This is a genomic window from Amycolatopsis umgeniensis (genome assembly GCF_014205155.1).
GTDB lineage: Bacteria > Actinomycetota > Actinomycetes > Mycobacteriales > Pseudonocardiaceae > Amycolatopsis > Amycolatopsis umgeniensis.
Window position 1 is genome coordinate 4,470,913 of the sequence record NZ_JACHMX010000001.1, and the last position, 20,102, is coordinate 4,491,014.

20 protein-coding genes and 2 tRNA genes are annotated in these 20,102 nt (G+C 67.3%); 17 read left to right on the top strand and 5 right to left on the bottom strand.

The window, feature by feature from the left end; translation table 11 throughout:
* Positions 1-3 precede the first annotated feature (3 nt).
* Genes yidD through rpmH form a run of 3 tightly spaced genes read right to left on the bottom strand, consistent with a single transcriptional unit; the run spans position 4 to position 891 of the window.
* On the bottom strand, positions 4-309 hold the full coding sequence (gene yidD, locus HDA45_RS20900) for a membrane protein insertion efficiency factor YidD (RefSeq protein ID WP_184897855.1): 306 nt from the start codon (positions 307-309) through the stop codon (positions 4-6).
* 4 nt (positions 310-313) lie between these two features.
* Positions 314-724 (bottom strand): ribonuclease P protein component, encoded by a 411-nt coding sequence (gene rnpA, locus HDA45_RS20905; RefSeq protein WP_184897856.1) that lies wholly within the window; start codon positions 722-724, stop codon positions 314-316.
* A gap of 23 nt (positions 725-747) precedes the next feature.
* Complete coding sequence (rpmH, locus tag HDA45_RS20910; RefSeq protein WP_005154511.1) at positions 748-891, bottom strand: 50S ribosomal protein L34; 144 nt, start codon at positions 889-891, stop codon at positions 748-750.
* Between the two features lie 605 nt (positions 892-1,496).
* Between rpmH and dnaA the strand changes: the two genes are divergently transcribed.
* The 9 genes from dnaA to HDA45_RS20955 all read left to right on the top strand — a co-directional run bounded on the left by dnaA (position 1,497) and on the right by HDA45_RS20955 (position 13,782).
* Positions 1,497-3,125: a chromosomal replication initiator protein DnaA gene (gene dnaA / locus HDA45_RS20915; RefSeq protein ID WP_184897858.1), complete on the top strand. Its 1,629-nt coding sequence runs from the start codon at positions 1,497-1,499 to the stop codon at positions 3,123-3,125.
* A 1,069-nt stretch (positions 3,126-4,194) separates the two neighbouring features.
* On the top strand, positions 4,195-5,328 hold the full coding sequence (gene dnaN, locus HDA45_RS20920) for a DNA polymerase III subunit beta (RefSeq protein WP_076163862.1): 1,134 nt from the start codon (positions 4,195-4,197) through the stop codon (positions 5,326-5,328).
* 39 nt (positions 5,329-5,367) lie between these two features.
* Positions 5,368-6,258, top strand: coding sequence for a phosphogluconate dehydrogenase (NAD(+)-dependent, decarboxylating) (gene gnd, locus HDA45_RS20925; protein WP_184897860.1), 891 nt, complete (start codon positions 5,368-5,370; stop codon positions 6,256-6,258).
* Positions 6,259-6,265: 7 nt separating this feature from the next.
* A complete protein-coding gene (gene recF / locus HDA45_RS20930) occupies positions 6,266-7,420 on the top strand; it encodes a DNA replication/repair protein RecF (protein WP_184897862.1) in 1,155 nt (384 codons plus the stop codon).
* 273 nt (positions 7,421-7,693) lie between these two features.
* Positions 7,694-8,185 (top strand): DciA family protein, encoded by a 492-nt coding sequence (locus HDA45_RS20935; RefSeq protein ID WP_184905863.1) that lies wholly within the window; start codon positions 7,694-7,696, stop codon positions 8,183-8,185.
* 205 nt (positions 8,186-8,390) lie between these two features.
* On the top strand, positions 8,391-10,358 hold the full coding sequence (gene gyrB, locus HDA45_RS20940) for a DNA topoisomerase (ATP-hydrolyzing) subunit B (protein WP_184897864.1): 1,968 nt from the start codon (positions 8,391-8,393) through the stop codon (positions 10,356-10,358).
* Between the two features lie 50 nt (positions 10,359-10,408).
* Positions 10,409-12,931, top strand: coding sequence for a DNA gyrase subunit A (gyrA, locus tag HDA45_RS20945; protein WP_184897866.1), 2,523 nt, complete (start codon positions 10,409-10,411; stop codon positions 12,929-12,931).
* A gap of 36 nt (positions 12,932-12,967) precedes the next feature.
* Complete coding sequence (locus HDA45_RS20950; protein WP_184897868.1) at positions 12,968-13,657, top strand: DUF3566 domain-containing protein; 690 nt, start codon at positions 12,968-12,970, stop codon at positions 13,655-13,657.
* Between the two features lie 48 nt (positions 13,658-13,705).
* Positions 13,706-13,782: transfer RNA gene (locus HDA45_RS20955), tRNA-Ile, on the top strand.
* A gap of 19 nt (positions 13,783-13,801) precedes the next feature.
* On the opposite strand, the gene HDA45_RS20960 is transcribed toward HDA45_RS20955, so the two are convergent.
* Positions 13,802-14,158: a hypothetical protein gene (locus HDA45_RS20960; RefSeq protein ID WP_184897870.1), complete on the bottom strand. Its 357-nt coding sequence runs from the start codon at positions 14,156-14,158 to the stop codon at positions 13,802-13,804.
* Between the two features lie 251 nt (positions 14,159-14,409).
* On the opposite strand from HDA45_RS20960, the gene HDA45_RS20965 reads away from it, so the two are divergent.
* The 8 genes from HDA45_RS20965 to HDA45_RS21000 all read left to right on the top strand — a co-directional run bounded on the left by HDA45_RS20965 (position 14,410) and on the right by HDA45_RS21000 (position 19,786).
* Positions 14,410-14,598, top strand: coding sequence for a DLW-39 family protein (locus tag HDA45_RS20965; protein ID WP_037308710.1), 189 nt, complete (start codon positions 14,410-14,412; stop codon positions 14,596-14,598).
* 37 nt (positions 14,599-14,635) lie between these two features.
* A tRNA-Ala gene (locus tag HDA45_RS20970) sits at positions 14,636-14,708 on the top strand.
* Positions 14,709-14,860: 152 nt separating this feature from the next.
* Positions 14,861-15,232 carry a hypothetical protein gene (locus tag HDA45_RS20975; protein WP_184897872.1) on the top strand — a complete coding sequence of 124 codons (372 nt, stop codon included), beginning with the start codon at positions 14,861-14,863 and terminating at the stop codon, positions 15,230-15,232.
* A 7-nt stretch (positions 15,233-15,239) separates the two neighbouring features.
* A complete protein-coding gene (locus HDA45_RS20980; protein ID WP_184897874.1) occupies positions 15,240-16,277 on the top strand; it encodes a hypothetical protein in 1,038 nt (345 codons plus the stop codon).
* 9 nt (positions 16,278-16,286) lie between these two features.
* Positions 16,287-16,784, top strand: a complete 498-nt coding sequence (locus HDA45_RS20985; RefSeq protein ID WP_343072120.1) for a YbaB/EbfC family nucleoid-associated protein — start codon at positions 16,287-16,289, stop codon at positions 16,782-16,784.
* An 82-nt stretch (positions 16,785-16,866) separates the two neighbouring features.
* The gene (locus tag HDA45_RS20990; protein ID WP_378316174.1) at positions 16,867-18,195 is read left to right on the top strand and encodes an amidase; all 1,329 of its coding nucleotides are present in this window, start codon (positions 16,867-16,869) and stop codon (positions 18,193-18,195) included.
* Positions 18,192-18,338, top strand: coding sequence for a hypothetical protein (locus HDA45_RS20995; RefSeq protein ID WP_184897876.1), 147 nt, complete (start codon positions 18,192-18,194; stop codon positions 18,336-18,338). Before HDA45_RS20990 ends, HDA45_RS20995 begins: the two co-directional genes overlap by 4 nt.
* Positions 18,335-19,786, top strand: coding sequence for a DHA2 family efflux MFS transporter permease subunit (locus HDA45_RS21000; RefSeq protein WP_184897878.1), 1,452 nt, complete (start codon positions 18,335-18,337; stop codon positions 19,784-19,786). Before HDA45_RS20995 ends, HDA45_RS21000 begins: the two co-directional genes overlap by 4 nt.
* On the opposite strand, the gene HDA45_RS21005 is transcribed toward HDA45_RS21000, so the two are convergent.
* Positions 19,710-20,099: a helix-turn-helix domain-containing protein gene (locus HDA45_RS21005; RefSeq protein ID WP_184897880.1), complete on the bottom strand. Its 390-nt coding sequence runs from the start codon at positions 20,097-20,099 to the stop codon at positions 19,710-19,712. The genes HDA45_RS21000 and HDA45_RS21005 overlap by 77 nt on opposite strands.
* Between the last annotated feature and the right edge of the window lie 3 nt (positions 20,100-20,102).

Here is a 20,102-nt window from a genome sequence, read left to right on the forward strand (position 1 = left end):
GAGCTACTCCTCGATCGGTGTTTCAGGTCGGCGGTGGCGCCACGAGAACGTCTCGGGTACCGGGTCGCGGCCGGGCATGGTCCACGGGCCACAGCGCAGCAAGCGCCGGACCGCGAGATAGGTACCGCGGCCGGCGCCGTGCCGGGTCAGTGCCTCGACGGCGTACGCGCTACAGCTCGGGTAGAACCGGCACGCCGGAGGAAGAAAGGGGGAGATCGCCTTGCGATACAGCTTGACGGGCAGGAGCAGCACCCAGGCCACCGGGCCGGGGCGGACTTCTTCGGTGGTCTCGTTCTCCGTGGCTCGCATGCCTTTACACCGCTGATCCGTTGTCGGAGGGTCGCGTCGGGCGGGACTTCCCGGTGACGACGGAAGGCTCGGACAGCCCGAGGCGCCGTAACGACGCGTCGAGGTCCGAGCCGAGTTCCGCGCTGGACGCGTCCGCGGCCGGAGGTAGTGCCCGTATCACCAACGAGCTCCCCGGCGGCAGTGTTCCGATCCTGGCAGAAACGAGATGCCTCAACCGGCGGGAGACCCGGTGGCGGACCACCGAATTCCCCACGGCCTTGCTCACCACAAAACCCGCCCGCGCCGCATCAGCGGCTTCGGACGGGTCCGTGGTCAACGCATGGACGACGAGGCGGCGCCTGCCTGCCTTGGCCCCACGCCGCATCACGGCACGGAAATCCTCACTGCGCCGCAACCTCGCGGCGACCGGCAGCACGACGTCCCTCGACGGCGGCCGGATCAGGCGGACAGTGCGCCGCGGCCCTTGCGACGGCGAGCCGCCAGGATGGCCCGGCCGGCGCGGGTCCGCATCCGCAGCCGGAACCCGTGGACCCGGGCGCGTCGGCGGTTGTTCGGCTGGAAGGTGCGCTTACCCTTGCTCACGACTTACTTCTCCTGTTTCATCGGCCGCCGGGAGCGGTTCGACCCGATCCTGGCGTGTCGTGCTGACGCACGGCAGTCTGTGGTGTCTCCTACCAACGTGTGGCCTCGTCACGTCGAGCGACGACAACGTGGGCACGCGAAACGCCCCCGCTGTATACGGGAGACCTTACGAGGGTACGCACCCACCGCCCGGGCCCGGCAGGCACCCCCTCGACCACGGACCGCGACCGTGCGTGGAGAGTGATCACCGACGACGTGAAGGCACCGAATGGCAACACGCCGTACACCGTGAAATGCTTGCTCACGAGGATGCCTTGTGGCATCGGGCGGGGCTTGTTAGCGTGCCTCTCCCGGGATTTCGCCAAGGTGGAACGGTGCAGGAGCCCGGGCGTCCTTGGGATGTGGAGGCATCCCGTCGGCCTACGTTGAGCCCGCAGGTGGCGTCGCCGCGGGCCGCCGTACATTAGTGCACAGCTGTGGACAACTATGTGGATATTTGCTGTGCGCATGAGCTGATCGGGCCATGATGACGCTCGTCCCGACCCTTCGGGCGTTCGCTCCAGTGTCTCGCCGCACGCACCGATGAGGGGAGGGGAGTCAGGCAGGTGTCCGATCACCAGCACAATCTTGGCGTCATCTGGGAACAGGTCGTGCGCGAACTGTCCGATGGCACCCTCTCCCCGCAGCAGCGCGCCTGGATGCGGGTGACCCGGCCGATCGGCCTGCTCGATGGCACCGCATTGCTCGCCGCCCCCAGCGATTTCGCCAAGGAAGCCATCGAACGCGCCCTCCGCGGCGCGATCACGGAAGCCCTTTCGCGACGGCTCGGCCGCGCGGTTTCGCTCGCGGTGAAGGTCGACAGCACCGAAACCCACACCGCGATGCAGCCCCCTTCGCCGGGCCCCCGCTATGAGGCGTCACCCGGCCGGGTGGAAAACGGTTCCGGACCGGTACCCGGCCCGCCTCCGCTGCCCGACGGTGACGGCATGTTGTCCCCGAACCGGCCGCGGCCCGAGCCCCCGAAGCCCAGGCCGCCGAGGCAGCCGGTGGACAACAGCCTCAACGACGGCGACGACAGCGATGAAGAAGTCGACGAAGAGGGCGAGGCCCTCGCGGCCGTGACCGAGATCTGGCCGACGTTCTCCGGCCAGCCGATCGCGGGCCAGCCCTACACCGCGCCGGCGCAGCCGCAGACGTCGAAGACGAAGCTCAACGAGAAGTACACGTTCGACACCTTCGTCATCGGTGCGTCGAACCGCTTCGCGCACGCGGCCGCGGTCGCCGTCGCCGAAGCGCCGGCGCGCGCCTACAACCCGTTGTTCATCTGGGGAGAGTCCGGACTCGGGAAGACCCACCTGCTGCACGCCGTCGGGCACTACGCCCAGCGGCTGTTTCCCGGTATGCGCGTGCGGTACGTGTCGACCGAAGAGTTCACGAACGACTTCATCAACTCGCTGCGAGACGACCGCAAGGTCGCGTTCCAGCGCCGCTACCGCGACATCGACATCCTGCTCGTCGACGACATCCAGTTCCTGGAAGGAAAAGAAGGTACGCAGGAAGAGTTCTTCCACACCTTCAACACCCTCCACAACGCGAACAAGCAGATCGTCGTCTCCTCCGACCGCCCGCCGAAGCGCCTCGAGACGCTGGAAGACCGGCTGCGCACGCGGTTCGAGTGGGGCCTCATCACCGACATCCAGCCGCCCGAGCTCGAAACCCGGATCGCGATCCTTCGCAAGAAGGCCGCACAGGACAGGCTCGCGGTGCCCAACGAGGTGCTGGAGTTCATCGCTTCGCGCGTCGAGGCGAACATCCGGGAACTCGAAGGCGCGCTCATCCGCGTCACCGCCTTCGCGTCGCTGAACCAGCAACCGGTCGACGTCGCTCTCGCCGAGATCGTGCTCCGCGACCTCATCCCGGATTCGCACGCGCCGGAGATCACCGCGCCGACCATCATGGGCGTCACGTCGGAGTTCTTCGACGTTACCCTCGACGACCTCTGCGGGCCCGGCAAGACGAAGGCGCTCGCGACGGCGCGTCAGATCGCGATGTACCTCTGCCGCGAATTGACCGACATGTCGCTGCCGAAGATCGGGCAGACCTTCGGCGGCCGCGACCACACGACCGTCATGCACGCGGACAAGAAGATCCGCAAGGAGATGGCCGAACGACGGCGCATCTACGACCAGGTGCAGGAACTGACCTCGAGGATCAAGCAGCGCGCCAGGCAGTAATTTCTTATCGAGCGCTGTGTTCTTTGATCGAGCGCTGACGTAAACGTGCCGAAGGGGCGTCGTTCCGCTTTCAACTCAGGTTGAGCGGAGAGGCGCCCCTTCATCACGTTTACGTGGGCCTTCGGCCCAAGGGAGGGCGCTCGACGGGTGAAGTCTCCGTCGGGCGCGGGGCGCCCTTGGGGAGACCCTGTAGTCACCGGACCATCGGCAGTATTCCTTGGTGTGCAAGGGGTTTAGGGGCTCTCGCCGTTCAGGCGGGGGCCTCTTTTTGTGTCCTAAGAGGCCTGAGGCGTGTGTAAAGGCGCGAAGGGCGGGGTACCTCGGAGACATCACGTACGGGTGAGCAGGACACGAAGCGTGCGTGAGTGCATTTCGTGTTTTCCCTTGTGCACAAAGGAAATCCACATGCTGTGGGTACTTTGTGCACAACTCCGGCGGACGCGAGACCAGCGGCGATCGGGTTTCCGTCCACATCGCACTCACAGGCAGTCCACAGCATTTCCACACCATGATCCACACGCTGTCCCCAGGTTGCCCACATCTTGTGCACAAGGGTGACGCGGACTGCACGGATCACTCTCCCGAGCGATTCCGGTCACGAACCGGACCCACAGACCCTGGGTACAAACCGCCCCACATCTGGGGATAACCATGGGGACAACTGGGGACGAATGTGGATAGATCGAGCGCGGCCCGAAACCATCCACCGACGCCCCGAGCTGTCCACCGTCCGTACACACCCGGAGTCCACAGCCCCCGAGCCGCCCGGACCTGCGCGAACGAGGCTTGTCCACACAATCCACAACGCCTATTACTACTGCTGTTCTTAGTTCTTCTTAAGAAGGGAATAAAACAAAAACAGGCGATGGACGAATCTGGGGACAGTCCGAGAACCGTGTCGTCTTGTCGACAAACGCAGGGAAGGGCCGAGGTGACGTGAACCCCGGGGACGGCCTAACGTGGGTCTCTGCACCTGGTCCACGAGGCACCTGGCCATCGCGCTCTCCGGCCGAGGTGACCCGTTGAGCTTTCGAGCCGTCAGGGGCTCGGCTGTCGAAAGGAAGCGCGCATGAAGATCCGCGTCGAGCGTGACGGGCTGGCCGACGCCGTCGCGTGGGTGGCGAGAAGCCTCCCGTCGCGGCCTCCGGTCCCGGTTCTGGGCGGTGTCCTGCTCGACGCGGGATCCGACGGGACCACTGACGCACTCACCGTCTCCGGATTCGACTACGAGGTCTCCGCCACGGTCGGCGTCCCGGCCACCATCGCCGACGGCGGCCGCCTCCTGGTCTCCGGCAGGCTGCTGGCCGACATCACCAAGTCGCTGCCCGCGCAGCCGGTCGAGATCTCCGTCGACGGCGCCCGCGCGACCATCACCTGCGGCTCCGCGCGCTTCTCCCTGCCGACCATGCCGGTCGAGGACTACCCGCAGCTCCCGTCCCAGCCCGCCTTCGCCGGCGAACTCACCGGTGACGCGTTCGGCCAGGCCGTCACCCAGGTCGTCGTCGCCGCGGGCAAGGACGACACGCTCCCGATGCTGACCGGCATGCGGCTGGAGATCTCCGGCTCCTCGCTGACCCTGGTCGCCACCGACCGCTTCCGGCTCGCGATGCGCGAATTCACCTGGGAGCCCGCCGAAGGTCTGTCCGACGCCGCCGTGCTCGTCCCGGCGCGCACACTCGCCGAGGCCGCGAAGACGCTCGGTGCCAGCGGCGCCAAGATCCGTCTCGCGCTCGCCAGCGGTGAGGGCCTCCTCGGCCTGTCCGGCTCCGGCCGCTACACCACGACCCGCCTCCTCGACGCGGAGTTCCCGCCGTACCGGCAGCTGCTGCCGGCTCAGCACACGTCGCGCGCGGTCATCGAGGTCTCCGCGCTCGCCGAGTCGATCAAGCGTGTTTCGCTGGTGGCCGAACGTGGCACCCAGGTACGGCTGGAATTCAAGGACGGTTCGCTGCGGCTCTCCGCCGGTGGCGACGACGAGGGCTCGGCCGAAGAAGAGCTTCAGGTCGACTACGAGGGTGAGCCGGTGACCATCGCGTTCAACCCGGGTTACCTCGTCGACGGCCTCGGCGCGCTGAACGCCAACCGCGCCGAGCTCACCTTCACCACGCCGAACCGGCCGGCGCTGATCAAGCCCGCCGACGAAGAGGGCAACGTCGTCCCCGGTTACCTGTACCTGCTGATGCCGGTCCGCCTCCCGGGCTGACCGGTCTTTAGTTTCTGTTTCGCACCAAAGGGGATCTTCATGGCTCAGCTGGGACTCATCGGCCTCGGCAAAATGGGGTTCAACATGCGTGAGCGGCTGCGCGGCGCCGGTCACGAGGTGGTCGGCTACGACCGCAACCCCGACGTCACCGACTCCACCTCGCTCGAGGACCTGGTGTCCAAACTGGACGGTCCCCGGATCGTCTGGATCATGGTGCCCGCCGGTGAACCCACCCGGCAGACCGTCGCGGAACTCGGCAACCTGCTGTCCGAGGGCGACCTCGTGATCGACGGCGGCAACTCGAAGTACACCGACGACCGGATCAACGCCGACCTGCTCGCGGCGAAGAAGATCGGTTACCTCGACTGCGGGGTTTCCGGTGGCGTGTGGGGCAAGGACAACGGCTACGGCCTGATGGTCGGCGGCGCGGCTTCGGACGTCGAGAAGGCCATGCCGATCTTCGACGCGCTTCGCCCCGAGGGTCCGCGCGAAGAAGGCTTCTCGCACGCCGGCGCCGTCGGCTCCGGCCACTACGCGAAGATGATCCACAACGGCATCGAGTACGGCATGATGCAGGCCTTCGCCGAAGGCTTCGAGCTCCTCGAAGCCGCGAAGGTCGTCGAGAACGTGCCCGCGGTGATCAAGGGCTGGCAGCGGGGGACCGTCGTCCGCTCGTGGCTGCTCGACCTGCTCGTCCGCGCGCTCGACGAGGACCCGGAGCTGGACGACCTCGAGGGCTACGTCGAGGATTCCGGCGAAGGCCGGTGGACCCTCGAAGAGGCGATCAACAACGCTGTCCCGGCGCCGGTCATCTCGGCCGCGCTGTTCGCGCGGTTCGCCTCGCGCCAGGAGGACTCCGCGGCCATGCGGGCCGTCGCCGCGCTGCGCAACCAGTTCGGTGGTCACTCCGTGAAGAAGGTCGGCGGCTAGGCGAGCGTTGTACCTCAGACATCTCCAGGTCACCGACTTCCGGTCCTGGCCACAAGCCGATCTCGCGCTCGAACCCGGCCCGACCGTCCTCGTCGGACAAAACGGCCGCGGCAAGACGAACCTCCTGGAGGCGATCGGCTACATCGCGACACTGGGTTCGCATCGCGTCGCGACAGACGCGCCGTTGGTGCGGCACGGCTGTGAACGCGCGCTGATCAGGGTCGCGGTGGTCAACGAAGACCGCGAACTGACGGTCGAGCTGGAGATCACCCCCGGCAAGGCGAACCGCGCGCGGATCAACCGCGGCGCGGTCGGCAAGCCCCGTGACGTGCTCGGGATCCTGCGTACGGTGCTGTTCTCCCCGGAGGACCTGGCACTCGTACGCGGGGATCCCGGCGAGCGCCGTCGCTTCATGGACGAGCTCCTCGTGCTGCGCGCGCCCCGGTACGCCGGGGTCCGTGCCGACTACGAGAAGGTCCTGAAGCAGCGGAACGCCCTGCTCAAGACGGCGGGCAAGCGGCGTACGGGGCGCGAAGACCCGTACGCGTTGTCGACGCTCGATGTCTGGGACGACCATCTGGCGGTGGCGGGCGCCGCGTTGCTGGCCGCCCGGCTCAACCTCATCGCGGACCTCGCGCCTTACGCGGCCGCCGCGTACATGGGGGTCGCGCCCGACTCGAGACCGGCGAAGATCGCGTACAAATCGAGCTTGGGCGAAGCGATGCCGGAGGGCTACGGCGTCTCGGACGGCCCTCGCGCGGACCAAGCGGTTCTCAAGGATGTGCTGGTAGAGGCGCTGAAGCGGTCCCGGAACCTGGAGCTGGAGCGCGGGGTGAGCATGGTCGGCCCGCACCGGGACGAGCTCGACCTCATCCTCGGCGAAGCGCCGGCGAAGGGCTACGCGAGCCATGGGGAGTCCTGGTCGTTCGCCCTCGCACTGCGTCTGGGAAGCTACGAGCTCCTGCGTGGCGAGGCCGGGGAACCGGTGCTTCTGCTGGATGATGTGTTCGCCGAGCTGGACCGGCGTCGCCGGGCCCGGCTGGCGGAGGTGGCGGCAGGCGCCGAGCAGGTGCTGGTGACCGCCGCCGTGGACGAGGACGTACCCGCCGAACTGGCCGGGCACCGATTCCTCGTGGCAGATGGTGAGATCAACCGAGGGTGATCCGTGCGGCGGACACCCCGGGTGATCGGCGCCACAGCAGTTGCCCACCGATCTGGGGACAAACCTGTGGACAGTGTGGATAACACCGTGAACGCGTTATCGCCCCGCGTGACCAAGGGGCCTGAAAAGCGGCTTGACACCCCCCGCTCGGGCGGTAACCCGAGTGAGGGAGCCTTGTTCGACACGCAGAGTGAACGGGCTCCGGTATCGAACGGCGCAACCGGTACTGAAAGCAAGGAAGCGACTACTGGTCGTGACCTCGCGCATGCCGCGCTGGAGGCCGCCAAGGCCAAAGCGAAGGCGCGCGGAGTTGAACCGGGCGTGCGCCGCGGCCGTATCACCGGAGGGGGAGCCGGTTCGAACGGTCAGAGCCCGCGACGTCGTCGCTGGTCAGGGCCGGGTGCCGACACCCGTGACCCGCAGCCGCTCGGCAGGCTCGCCTCCCGGATCGCGGTCGACCGCGGCTGGAACACGCGGCTGGCCAACGGTCAGGTCTTCGGCCACTGGGCCCGGCTCGTGGGTGACGAGGTCGCCGAGCACGCCCAGCCGGTGGCCCTGAAGGACGGCGAGCTGACCGTGCGCGCCAGTTCGACGGCGTGGGCGACGCAGTTGCGCCTGCTCCAGGGGCAGCTGTTGACGAAGATCGCGGCCGGTGTCGGCCACGGTGTCGTGAAGAGGATGCGGATTCAAGGGCCGACGGCCCCGAGTTGGCGGAAGGGGCCGCGGCACGTCCCAGGACGTGGTCCGCGTGACACGTACGGCTGATCCGAGTTGCGCTTCGTGGCAACTGTGCCACCAGCGCCCCGAGAAGGCGCCCAGAGTGCTTCGCGAACGTCAAGACTCTTCTTCGAACGAATTAGCGCGCCTGTGAGCAAATCAGGGGTGTCCTTGCCGCATGTCAGCGGACGCGGCCAAGTACACTGGAGACGAGCGAGCTTCCGCTCGGGGTAGACGAGGAGAATCAACGCCTGTGACCGAGAACAAGAGCGAGTACAACGCGTCGTCGATCACGGTGCTCGAAGGCCTCGAAGCAGTCCGCAAGCGTCCCGGTATGTACATCGGTTCCACCGGAGAACGCGGCCTCCACCACCTCGTCCAAGAGGTGGTGGACAACTCCGTCGACGAGGCGATGGCCGGTTACGCCACCAAGGTCGAGGTTACCCTGCTGGCCGACGGCGGGGTGCGGGTCGTCGACGACGGCCGCGGTATCCCGGTCGACATGCACCCCAAGGAGAAGAAGCCGACCCTCGAGGTCGTGCTCACCGTGCTCCACGCGGGCGGCAAGTTCGACAGCGACTCGTACGCGGTCTCCGGTGGTCTGCACGGCGTCGGCGTCTCCGTGGTGAACGCGCTCTCGACCAAGCTGATCGCCGAGATCAAACGCGGCGGGCACAGCTGGCGCCAGGAGTACACCGACCAGATCCCCGGCGAGCTGGAGGACCTCGGCCCGGCCGAGGACACCGGCACCGTCATCACCTTCTGGGCCGACGGCGACATCTTCGAGACCACGACGTACAACTTCGAGACGATCTCCCGGCGTCTTCAGGAGATGGCCTTCCTCAACAAGGGCCTGACCCTCTCGCTGCGCGACGAGCGCGTCGCCGACGAAGAGACCGAAGAGGACGCTTCCGGCCAGGCGGCACGGGTCAAGGAAAAGACCTACTGCTACCCCGGCGGGCTCGAAGACTTCGTCAAGCACATCAACGGCAGCAAGGACCCGATCCACGCCAGCGTGATCTCCTTCGAGGCCAAGGGCACCGGCCTCGAGGTCGAGGTCGCCATGCAGTGGAACAACGGCTTCACACCGTCGGTGTACACCTTCGCCAACACGATCAACACGCACGAGGGCGGCACGCACGAAGAGGGCTTCCGCGCCGCGCTCACCCGCGTCGTCAACGCGTACGCGCGCGAGAAGAAGCTGCTCAAGGAGAAGGACGCCAACCTGACCGGTGACGACGTGCGCGAGGGTCTCGCCGCGATCGTCTCGATCAAGCTGTCCGAGCCGCAGTTCGAGGGCCAGACCAAGACCAAGCTGGGCAACAGCGAGGCGAAGACGTTCGTGCAGCAGACGTCGAACGAGTGGCTGGCCGACTGGTTCGAGCGCAATCCCACCGAGGCGAAGACGGTCATCAACAAGTCGATCTCCTCGTCGCAGGCGCGGATGGCCGCCCGCAAGGCACGCGACCTGGTCCGCCGCAAGGGCGCGCTGGAGATCGGCGGGCTGCCCGGCAAGCTCAAGGACTGCCGGTCGACCAACCCGTCGGAATGCGAGCTCTACATCGTCGAGGGTGACTCGGCCGGTGGTTCGGCCAAGGAAGGCCGAGACTCGATGTACCAGGCGATCCTGCCGATCCGGGGCAAGATCATCAACGTCGAGAAGGCCCGTATCGACCGGGTCCTCAAGAACACCGAGGTCCAGTCGCTGATCACCGCGCTCGGCACCGGCATCCACGACGAGTTCGACCTCGAGAAGCTGCGCTACCACAAGATCGTGCTGATGGCCGACGCCGACGTCGACGGCCAGCACATCACCACGCTGCTGCTCACCCTGCTGTTCCGCTTCATGACCCCGCTGATCGAGCACGGGCACGTGTTCCTCTCGCGGCCGCCGCTGTACAAGATCAAGTGGCCGCGGCAGGAGCCGGAGTACGCCTACTCGGACCGGGAACGCGACGCCGTCATCAAGGCGGGTGTCGAGAGCGGCCGGAAGCTGCCGAAGGACGACGCGATCCAGCGCTACAAGGGTCTCGGCGAGATGAACGCCGAAGAGCTGTGGGAGACCACGATGGACCCGGCGAACCGCCTGCTCGGCCAGGTCACCTTGGACGACGCCGCACAGGCCGACGATCTCTTCTCCGTCCTCATGGGCGAGGACGTCGAAGCGCGCCGCTCCTTCATCACGCGTAACGCCAAGGACGTGCGCTTCTTGGACGTCTAGTACGTCCCCGCTCTTTGTCCCCTTAGGACTGCTCTCACGAGAAGGACCTCATGACGGAAACCTTGCCGCCGGCTCCGGACCACGACCGGATCGAACCGGTCGACATCCAGCAGGAGATGCAGCGCTCCTACATCGACTACGCGATGAGCGTCATCGTGTCGCGGGCGCTGCCGGACGTGCGGGACGGCCTCAAGCCGGTGCACCGCCGGGTGCTGTACTCGATGTTCGACTCCGGCTTCCGCCCCGAGCGCGGGTACAACAAGTGCTCCCGCGTCGTCGGCGACGTGATGGGCAACTACCACCCGCACGGTGACTCCGCGATCTACGACGCGCTGGTGCGGCTCGCCCAGCCGTGGTCGCTGCGGTACCCGCTGATCGACGGGCAGGGCAACTTCGGCTCGCCGGGCAACGACCCCGCGGCCGCCATGCGATACACCGAGTCCAGGCTCGCGCATCTCGCGATGCACATGCTGCAGGACATCGAAGAAGACACCGTCGACTTCTCCGACAACTACGACGGCCGCACCCAGGAACCCGACGTCCTGCCGGCGCGGTTCCCGAACCTGCTGGTCAACGGTGGTTCCGGGATCGCGGTCGGGATGGCGACCAACATCCCGCCGCACAACCTGCGCGAGGTCGCCGAGGGCGTCAAGTGGGCGCTGGAGAACTTCGAGGCGACCGACGACGAACTGCTCGCCGCGCTGCTGGTCCGTGTCAAGGGACCGGACTTCCCGACCAAGGCGATGATCCTCGGCACCTCCGGCATCGAGGACGCGTACCGCACCGGCCGCGGTTCCGTGCGCATGCGCGCGGTCGTCGAGGTCGAAGAGGACGCCAAGGGCCGCACGATCCTGGTCGTTTCCGAGCTGCCGTTCCAGGTCAACCCGGACAACCTGGTCGAGAACATCGCGAACCTGGTCCGCGACGGCAAGCTCACCGGCATCTCCGACATCGCCGACGAGTCCAACAGCCGCAGCGGGATGCGGATCGTCGTCACGATCAAACGTGACGCGGTCGCGAAGGTCGTGCTGAACAACCTGTTCAAGCACACCCAGCTGCAGCAGAACTTCGGTGTCAACATGCTGGCCCTCGTCGACGGCGTGCCCCGCACGCTGCGCCTGGACCAGATGATCCGGCACTACGTGAAGCACCAGATCGAGGTCATCGTCCGCCGGACCCGCTTCCGGCTGCGCAAGGCCGAAGAGCGCGCCCACATCCTGCGCGGTCTGGTCAAGGCGCTGGACATGCTCGACGAGGTCATCGCCCTGATCCGGCGCTCGCCCTCGGCCGAAGAGGCCAGGCCCGCCCTGATGAGCCTGCTCGACGTCGACGAAATCCAGGCGACAGCGATCCTGGACATGCAGCTCCGCCGCCTCGCGGCACTGGAGCGGCAGCGGATCGTCGACACCCTGGCCGAGATCGAACTCGAGATCGCCGACCTCAAGGACATCCTCGAGAAGCCCGAGCGGCAGCGCACGATCATCGCCGAGGAACTGCAGGAGATCGTCGACAAATACGGCGACGACCGGCGCACCAAGATCATCCCGTTCGACGGCGAGGTTTCGGTCGAGGACCTCATCGCCGTCGAGGACGTCGTCGTCACGATCACCCGCACGGGTTACGCCAAGCGAACGAAAACCGACCTCTACCGATCGCAGAAACGCGGCGGCAAGGGCGTCCAGGGCGCGACCCTCAAACAGGACGACATCGTCCAGCACTTCTTCGTCTGCTCGACGCACGACTGGATCCTGTTCTTCACGAACAAGGGCCGCGTCTACCGCGCCAAGGCCTACGACCTGCCCGAGGCCAACCGCAACGCGCGCGGCCAGCACGTCGCGAACCTGCTCGCGTTCCAGCCGGACGAGAAGATCGCCCAGGTCATCGAGATCCCGAACTACGAGGTCTCGCCGTACCTGGTGCTCGCGACCCGCCGCGGCCTGGTGAAGAAGACCAAGCTCACCGACTTCGACTCCAACCGCGCCGGCGGCCTCATCGCGGTCAACCTCCGCGAGGGCGACGAACTGGTCGGGGCCGTGCTCGCGGCCGCGGAAGACGACCTGCTGTTGGTGTCCGCGGAAGGCCAGTCCATCCGCTTCCACGCCACCGACGAAGCACTGCGCCCGATGGGCCGCGCGACGTCCGGTGTGCTGGGCATGCGGTTCAACGACGGCGACGAACTGCTCGGCATCAACGTCGTCCAGCCGGACAGGTTCCTCCTGGTCGCCACCGGCGGTGGCTACGCGAAGCGCACCCCGACAGACGACTACCCGGTCCAGGGCCGCGGTGGCAAGGGTGTGCTCACCATTCAGTACGACCAGAAACGTGGCAGGCTGGTGGGTGCGGTCATCGTCGACGCCGAAGACGAGCTCTACGCGATCACCTCCAGCGGCGGGGTGATCCGGACTTCGGCCGGGCAGGTGCGCAAGGCAGGCAGGCAGACGAAGGGGGTGCGGCTGATGAATCTCGACGAAGGAACCACTCTTCTCGCGGTCGCACGCAACGCGGACGAGCCCTCAGACGTCGCCACTGCAGATAGTTCTGAAGGAGAAGAAACCCCGGCGTCGGAGCAGTAGGCGACGCCCCACGTACTGGGTAAGGACTGACACCTCGTGACACCATCCGAGAAGCCCGAAGCAGGCGGCGCGCAGGCGGGTTCGTCGAGCCCGCCTTGGCAGCGCGACAGCGGCGCCGGGGAGGCCGACGGCGCCAGTGAGCAGACGGTCTCGGTGTCTTCGGTGGCCACCGAAGACGTGGCCCACTCGGAACCGAAGCAGGACGCGACAGCCGTGACCGACTATCACGGGGTGAGCGGCACCGCCGCGAAGAGGCTCTTCGGCGACAGCGGAGAGGGCGACCAACCCGCCCCCTCCGCCATCCCGTCCGCCTCCCGCACGCGTGCCGCGCCCACCGCGCTCCGCCGCCCCGGCCGCGGACCGCGTCGCGCCAGCCTGCAGATCAAACGCTTCGACCCCTGGTCGGTGCTGAAACTGTCCCTCGTCCTCGGCGTCGCGCTGTTCTTCGTGTGGCTCGTCGCCGTCGGCGTCCTGTACACCGTCCTCGACGGCATGGGCGTCTGGGACAAACTCAACGGGACCTATTCGTCGCTCGTCGGCGGAGAAGGGGCCGACGCGCCGGCCGACCCGTTGATCAGCGCCGGCCGCGTCTTCGGGATCGCGGCCATCCTCGGCGCCATCAACATCGTGCTGATCTCGGCCCTCGCCACCGTCAGCGCGTTCATCTACAACGTCTCCGCCGACCTGGCCGGAGGCCTCGAAGTGACCCTTTCCGAACGAGAGTGAACCCGGTTGCAGGACGCCGAAAGGCGTCCTGTAATCTTCTCCTCGTTCGGGCCCATAGCTCAGGCGGTTAGAGCGCTTCGCTGATAACGAAGAGGTCCCAGGTTCAAGTCCTGGTGGGCCCACCATCCGAAAGCCGGTTCGCGATCATCGCGGATCGGCTTTTTTGCTGTGCGAGGCAGTCGAAGGCAGAGCTGTTCTGATCGCCTCGGCCAGAACCCGCGCATGCCGGGGACTGATGTCGAGTGCGCGGGCGAGATGCCGAAGCGTGAGGATGCGAACGATCAGCCAGCTGGCCGAGGGCAGGATGGTGACGGCGCACGCCGAGAAGAATCCGGTCATGCCTAAGGGGTCTCCTCCGCCGCCGAGACGCACCCGAACAGGGGAGCGCCCGGTCGAAAGGCCTTCGCGCTCATCGGCATGATCAGGCGAGTTGTCGAAACCAAGCCGATATTCGGTCTTGTAGCTGGCGTGGAACTCGGAGAAGCACGTGCGCAAGGTCACCGCCGAAAAGGAAGAGTACCGGGCGTGTCGGCGTTGTATCCAGTGGTCGGTGTGCGGTGTTCCGGGCTCACCCAGCGCAGGAGGGAACACGGCGCGCCGGCCTTGTGACAGCCCTGCCGGACTTCTCTTCCCGGCAGGGCTTTCGTCATGACGTGGTTCCACGTGGAACGTGGGCGCCAGGCGTCCGGGGATCGTCGTGCAGTAGCATCGGTGGGTAAGCGGAGCAACTCGGCGGAAAGAGGGGGCTTCTGATGAAGAAGCTGTTGGCACTCGCGGTCATCGCGGGCGGCGTGCTGTTCGTGATCAAGCGCAACAAGGCCGCCAAGGCCGAGGCCGACCTCTGGCGTGAGGCCACCGCGCCGACCGAGCGTCCGCTCGGCGCCGTTTCCACGAACGGAAGCGCCCCGGCCAAGGCCGCGGACGCGTCCCGCAACAACTGAGGTTTCCGCAGGCGGCTATCCTGATCGCCTGCGACCCGGGGCTGTAGCTCAATTGGTAGAGCACCGCCTTTGCAAGGCGGGGGTCAGGGGTTCGATTCCCCTCAGCTCCACAAGTTCACAAGAGAGTCCTGTTCGCGAATACGCGGACAGGACTCTTTTTCGTTCGTGATGTTCGTCACCGCACGCGGATCCTGAAGTCGTGCTCTCAGCCAAGTCAACGCTGCTTACATGGGGGTGGAATTCCGGACAGCGAGGTGGAAACATGATCGGTTTCGAAACCGACCTCGACGATCTCAGGGCGTCGAGCAGGGAACTGGGGAAAGCCGCCGACATCGTCGGTGCCACGCACACCGGGGTGGGAGGCCAGGACGTGCCGGTTCCCGATCCGCTCACGGGCGGCATGCTCCCCGGCATTTTCGCGCCGAACACCGCGTTCGGGAAGAACTTGGGCATGCGCGGGGTTTCGGCCGCCTACGAGGAACACCGCGCGGCCGTCGAGAAGATGCTCGCGCAGCTGCACCGCAGCACGCAGGACGCCAGCCAGGCGCTGCAACGGGTCGCCGAACTGTACGAATCCGTCGACGAGGACAACAAGCAGCGGATGAACCGCGCGGCTTACGGGGAACAGGGGTAGCGCGGGGATGGACGGATACTTCAACGCACTGGACGCGGAGACCACCTCCGGGAAAAGTGACGAGAACGCCAAACTCCTGGAGGGGATCTCCGACGACCTCACCGCGGGTGCCGAAAAAGCCCTCGCCGCGACGGATCTCCTTTTCATGCAGTTCTTCGGCGGCGACGTCGATTGGAGCGGTGGGCGGAAAGAACAGGTCCAAGACCTCTTCCTCGAGTTCTCCGCCGCGGAGCTGGTCGGCGAGAACGGCCTGCAGACCATGATCGAGGCCTATGAACGTCTTTGGAATGCTTTCCAGGACACGAAAGCGCCGCTTGACCGGTCTCTGGTTCTGCTCCTCAAGTGGCGCGGCGAAGGGGCCGAGGCCGCCAAGAGTTACATCCAGGGCTTGGTGAACACCTACGCCCGGGTCGGTACCAAACTCACCGTGCTGGAAGCCGACATCGTGGCGGCGCGGGACGCCATCGCGACCGCCCGGGGTGACCTGAGCAATCTGGCCGCCTCGTACCTGACCGCCGCGGAAAAGTACCGGGACGACAAGGAACGGCAAGACGAATCCGCGTTGTCGAAGGCGCTGGCAGCGACCTTCGCCGCCGCTGTCACGGCCTTGCTCGTGGCGGCCGTCCCGCCGGCCGGTGGTTTGACCGCGGCGGCGTTCTTCACCACCGCGAACGGGGTCCAGGTCGCGGGCGCCGCGGCCGGTGCAGGGCTCGCCACCGCGGCCACCGTGCAGGCCGACATCGTCGGGGACAGTCCCGAGAGCATCTACAACAGCTTTTACGACGGCGTGGTCAACCTCAGGGAAAGCATGTTCCGCGCGTCGGAGTCGCTGATTTCGAAGATCAACGTCGAGATCAACAACCTGCCGATCATCCCCGAGCCGCCGGACGTCAGCCCTGGCGAGACCTTCGACCCCGGCAACTTCGAAACGGAGAACACCGACAAGGGAACGGAAAAGCGGGTCCGGGACCGGAACGTCGACATCTCGAACGACGGCAAGGTCCAGCAGCCGCCGATGGAGCTGTCTCCGCTGCCGGAGGCCTGATGGAGGATCGTGGCTGACAAACCGGCGCCCAAGAAGCCCGCCAACGACCGGGAAGCGATGGTCGAGGCGCTGGCCACCCTGTCGGTGGACGCGTCCTCACCGGACGGCGCCGTCTCCGTCTCGGTCAACACCGACGGTGTGATGACCCGGCTCAGAGTGAGCGAAGCCGCGTCGCGGATGTCGCCCGCCGAGATCGCGGACGCCGTCATGCGGACCTACCAGGAGGCGCAGCAAGGATCCGCGAAACGCAGTGCGGAACTGATGGCGCCGCTCGGCAACGCCGGTTACCTCACGGACAGGCTTCGCTGGCGGCTCGGGTTCACTCCTTCGTTCCAGCAGACCGGCGAGCCGGTTGCACCGGTGCCGCCCCGGACGCCTGCGAGTACCGAGAACGTGGTGCTCAAAGACCGTTCGGCCGAACCGGCCGGGCCCGAGGAACAGCCCGAACCGGCGGAAACCGACGACCAGTACTACGAGCAAGGCCTGCGGTACAACCCTTCCTGGTAGCGCGGGCTTGCGCTCAACCGCGCTTCAGTTTGCACCCTGGTTCCGGCGGCGCGAGATCAGCGCCGCCGGACTGGAGGGGGTTGTGGTGGGACTCGAAGGCTCCCTGCTCGAAGCAGGGCAGGCATTGCGTCGCGGAGAGGTGACCAGCGTCGAGTTGACGGAGCGCGCGCTCGCCGTCGCTGACGAATTCGGGGTGTATCTCGCTCGGTTCCCGGATCACGCGCTGGCGTCGGCGCGGCGGGCGGATCGGGACTTCGCGGCCGGGGTCGATCGCGGGCCGGTGCAGGGGATTCCGTTGGGGGTCAAGGATCTCATCGCCGTCGCGGAAGGGCCGACGACCGCGCAGAGTGTCGTGCTCGACTGGGGCACGGGTGTCGACGCCGCGGTGACGCGGCGGCTCAAGGCGGCGGGTGGGGTCATCGTCGGGAAGACGTCGACGATGGAGTTCGGCTGCGGGGTGCCGGACGGTACCAAGCCCTTCCCGATTCCGCGGAATCCCCGCGACACCGAACGGTGGGCGGGCGGCTCCAGTTCGGGGACGGCGAGCGGGGTCGCCGCCGGGATGTTCTTCGCCGGGCTCGGTTCGGATACCGCGGGCAGTATCCGGATGCCCGCGGCGTTCTGCGGTGTCACCGGGCTGATGCCGACTCACGGCCGGGTTTCGGGGGCGGGTTGTGTGCCGCTCGCCTCCAGCCTCGACAGGGTCGGCCCGCTCGCCCGCACCGTGCGCGACTGCGCGGCGCTGCTGGAGGTCATCGCCGAAGTGCCTTTCGTGGCACCGGAATTCACCGGCGATCTGACCGGCCTGCGGATCGGGGTCGTCCGGGAGCACCACTTTCCCGAAGGCGCCGACCCCGCGCTGGCAGGCGTTTTCGATGAAGCACTGTCCGCCCTGGAGGGTCTGGGCGCCGAGCTCGTCGAGGTCGCGTTGCCGCACTGGAGTGAGCTGACGACAGCGGTACTGGTCACCGCGAGCTGCGAAGCGCTGGCCCAGCACCGGTCAGAGCTGATCACGCGCTGGCACGACTACGGCGTCTCGACGCGGGCGATCTTCGCGGCCGGGTCGTTGATATCCGGTGCCGATTACGTTCAGGCGCAACGGGTTCGCCAGGTCGCACGACGGGAACTGACCCGGCTGCTCGAGGACGTCGACGTGATCGCGAGTCCCGTCGCTTCGATCGGCGCTCCGCTTCTGACGGTGGTGGCCGACGAGGCCGGTCAGCAGAACGCCGACGTTTTCGGCAAGATCAACACGCCGTACTGGAACGGCGTCGGCAACCCGGTCCTCGCGGTGCCGATGGGCGAAACCGCCGACGGTCTGCCGCTGTCCTTGCAACTGGCGGGCGACCTCTTCGACGAGGCGACCGTCCTGCGTGTCGGCGAAGCCTTCCAGCGCCAGGAGGTGCGATGACCACGGAACTGATCGATCTGCTGCTGGCCCAGGCGGAACTCCCGGCGACCGAGTCGGACAAAGAGGCGCTCGCACGCCTGCGCTGGCTGTCCACAGTGGAATCGTTGTACGCCGTGCCGATGGACCGGTGGGAGCCGGCATGACGCGTCGACCCGGTGAAGGCGCCGTGCTCGCGCTGGCCTGCGCCGGATCGTTCGTCGTCATTCTCGACGCGACGATCGTTTCCGTCGCCTTGCCCGCTGTCCGGTTCGGTCTCGGGTTCTCGTCCGGCGCGCTGACCTGGGTGGTGAACGCGTACACGCTCGCCTTCGCCGGATTCCTGTTGCTGGGCGGGCGGTTGTGCGACGAGTTCGGGGTGCGGCGGATGTTCGTGCTCGGGATGAGCCTGTTCACCGTCGCGCGGCTCGCCGCCGGGCTGGCCGGTTCGCCGGAAACGCTGCTGGCCGCCCGGACGGTGCAGGGATTCGGCGGCGCGCTGCTGATGCCGGTGACGTTGTCCCTGCTGACCACGACGTTCACCGAACCCGCCCGTCGCGCGCGAGTGCTGGGCACCTGGAGCGCGGTGGGCGCGGCCGGTGCCGCGGCGGGTCCGGTGATCGGCGGGTTGCTGACCCAGTGGGCGGGCTGGCGCTGGGTGTTCTTCGTCAGCGTCCCGATCGGGGTGGCGGCCGTTCTCGCCGCCGGAGCGGTGCTGCCGCTGCGGGATCGAAGCCGCCCCCGAGGCAGGCTGGACGTGCTCGGCGCGATGCTGTCGACGGCGGGTCTCGTCGCCGTGGTCTACGCGGTGATGCGGTTTTCGGCCGACGACTGGGTGCTTCCGCTGGTCGGCGGGCTCGTCCTGCTCGGTGTGTTCCTGGTGCACCAGCATCGGTGGGCGGACGAACCTCTGGTCGCGCTCGGGATCTTCCGGCTGCGTTCGGTGCTCAGCGGGAACGTGGTGATCTTCCTGCTGGGGCTGGGTTTCCTCGCCAGCCCGATCCTGCTTTCGTTGTACCTGCAGGACGTCCACGGTTACTCGCCGCTGCAGGCGGGGCTGGCCTACCTGCCGGTGGGAGTGGCGATGTTCGCCGGCGCGCAGACGGCGGGCGGGATGTCGATGCGGCTGGGGCCCCGGCGCGCGGCGGCGTTGTACTGCGCGATCGGCGCGGCGGGCTTCACCGGAGTCGCCGCGCTGACCGGTGCGCACTCGTCCTACGTCGTTTCCGTGCTGCTGCCCGGGATGGTCTTCGGTTTCGGGACGGCCGCGGCCTTCACCCCGATCACCGTGGCCGCCACCAGCGGGGTGCCGGAACGGCAGAACGGCCTCGCCGCCGGCTTGCTGAACACGGTGCGGCAGACCAGCGGCGCGATCGGCCTCGCCGCGTTGACCGCGCTCGCGGCCGCGGTGACCGCGACCTGGCAGACCGGCCTGTCGAAGGGGGAGGCGCTGGTGCACGGCTACACCGCCGCGTTCCTCGCTTCCGCCGCCTGCCTCGCGGCCGCCGCGGTGGTCGCGGCGGCCACGATGCCGGGCGTCAGCTCGCGGCGGGCAGATCGACCCGGTCGCGGAACCAGGGACAGTCCTCAAGGCTCCCCTCACGACGGCAGGTGAGGAGTTCGACCAGGTAGTCGTGCGCGGTGTCGAGCCGCGCACGCTCCTGTTCGATCTCGGCGAGCTGACCCGCCACCACCTCCCGCCAGCGGTGCTGCTCGGCGAGCAGCTCGGTGATCCTGCTCAGGCCGAGTCCGCCGATCTGGCGCCAATGCTTGATCAGCGCGACGCGATACAGCTGATCGTCGTCGTAGAACCGCTGGCCAGACCGGCGGAAGGCGGTGATCAGGCCGCGGCGCTCCCAGTAGTGCAGGGTCGAGATCGCCAGCCCGAAATGGTCGGCGGCCTCGCGAACCGGCGTCAAGGACTTCATGTG

Excerpts from the sequence above, each read along its gene's own strand:
- yidD (WP_184897855.1), bottom strand. The coding sequence starts at position 309 with ATGCGAGCCACGGAGAACGAGACCACCGAAGAAGTCCGCCCCGGCCCG.
- dnaN (WP_076163862.1), top strand. The coding sequence starts at position 4,195 with ATGAAGATCCGCGTCGAGCGTGACGGGCTGGCCGACGCCGTCGCGTGG.
- gnd (WP_184897860.1), top strand. The coding sequence starts at position 5,368 with ATGGCTCAGCTGGGACTCATCGGCCTCGGCAAAATGGGGTTCAACATG.
- gyrA (WP_184897866.1), top strand. The coding sequence starts at position 10,409 with ATGACGGAAACCTTGCCGCCGGCTCCGGACCACGACCGGATCGAACCG.
- HDA45_RS20965 (WP_037308710.1), top strand. The coding sequence starts at position 14,410 with ATGAAGAAGCTGTTGGCACTCGCGGTCATCGCGGGCGGCGTGCTGTTC.
- HDA45_RS20975 (WP_184897872.1), top strand. The coding sequence starts at position 14,861 with ATGATCGGTTTCGAAACCGACCTCGACGATCTCAGGGCGTCGAGCAGG.
- HDA45_RS20980 (WP_184897874.1), top strand. The coding sequence starts at position 15,240 with ATGGACGGATACTTCAACGCACTGGACGCGGAGACCACCTCCGGGAAA.
- HDA45_RS20995 (WP_184897876.1), top strand. The coding sequence starts at position 18,192 with ATGACCACGGAACTGATCGATCTGCTGCTGGCCCAGGCGGAACTCCCG.
- HDA45_RS21000 (WP_184897878.1), top strand. The coding sequence starts at position 18,335 with ATGACGCGTCGACCCGGTGAAGGCGCCGTGCTCGCGCTGGCCTGCGCC.
- HDA45_RS21005 (WP_184897880.1), bottom strand. The coding sequence starts at position 20,099 with ATGAAGTCCTTGACGCCGGTTCGCGAGGCCGCCGACCATTTCGGGCTG.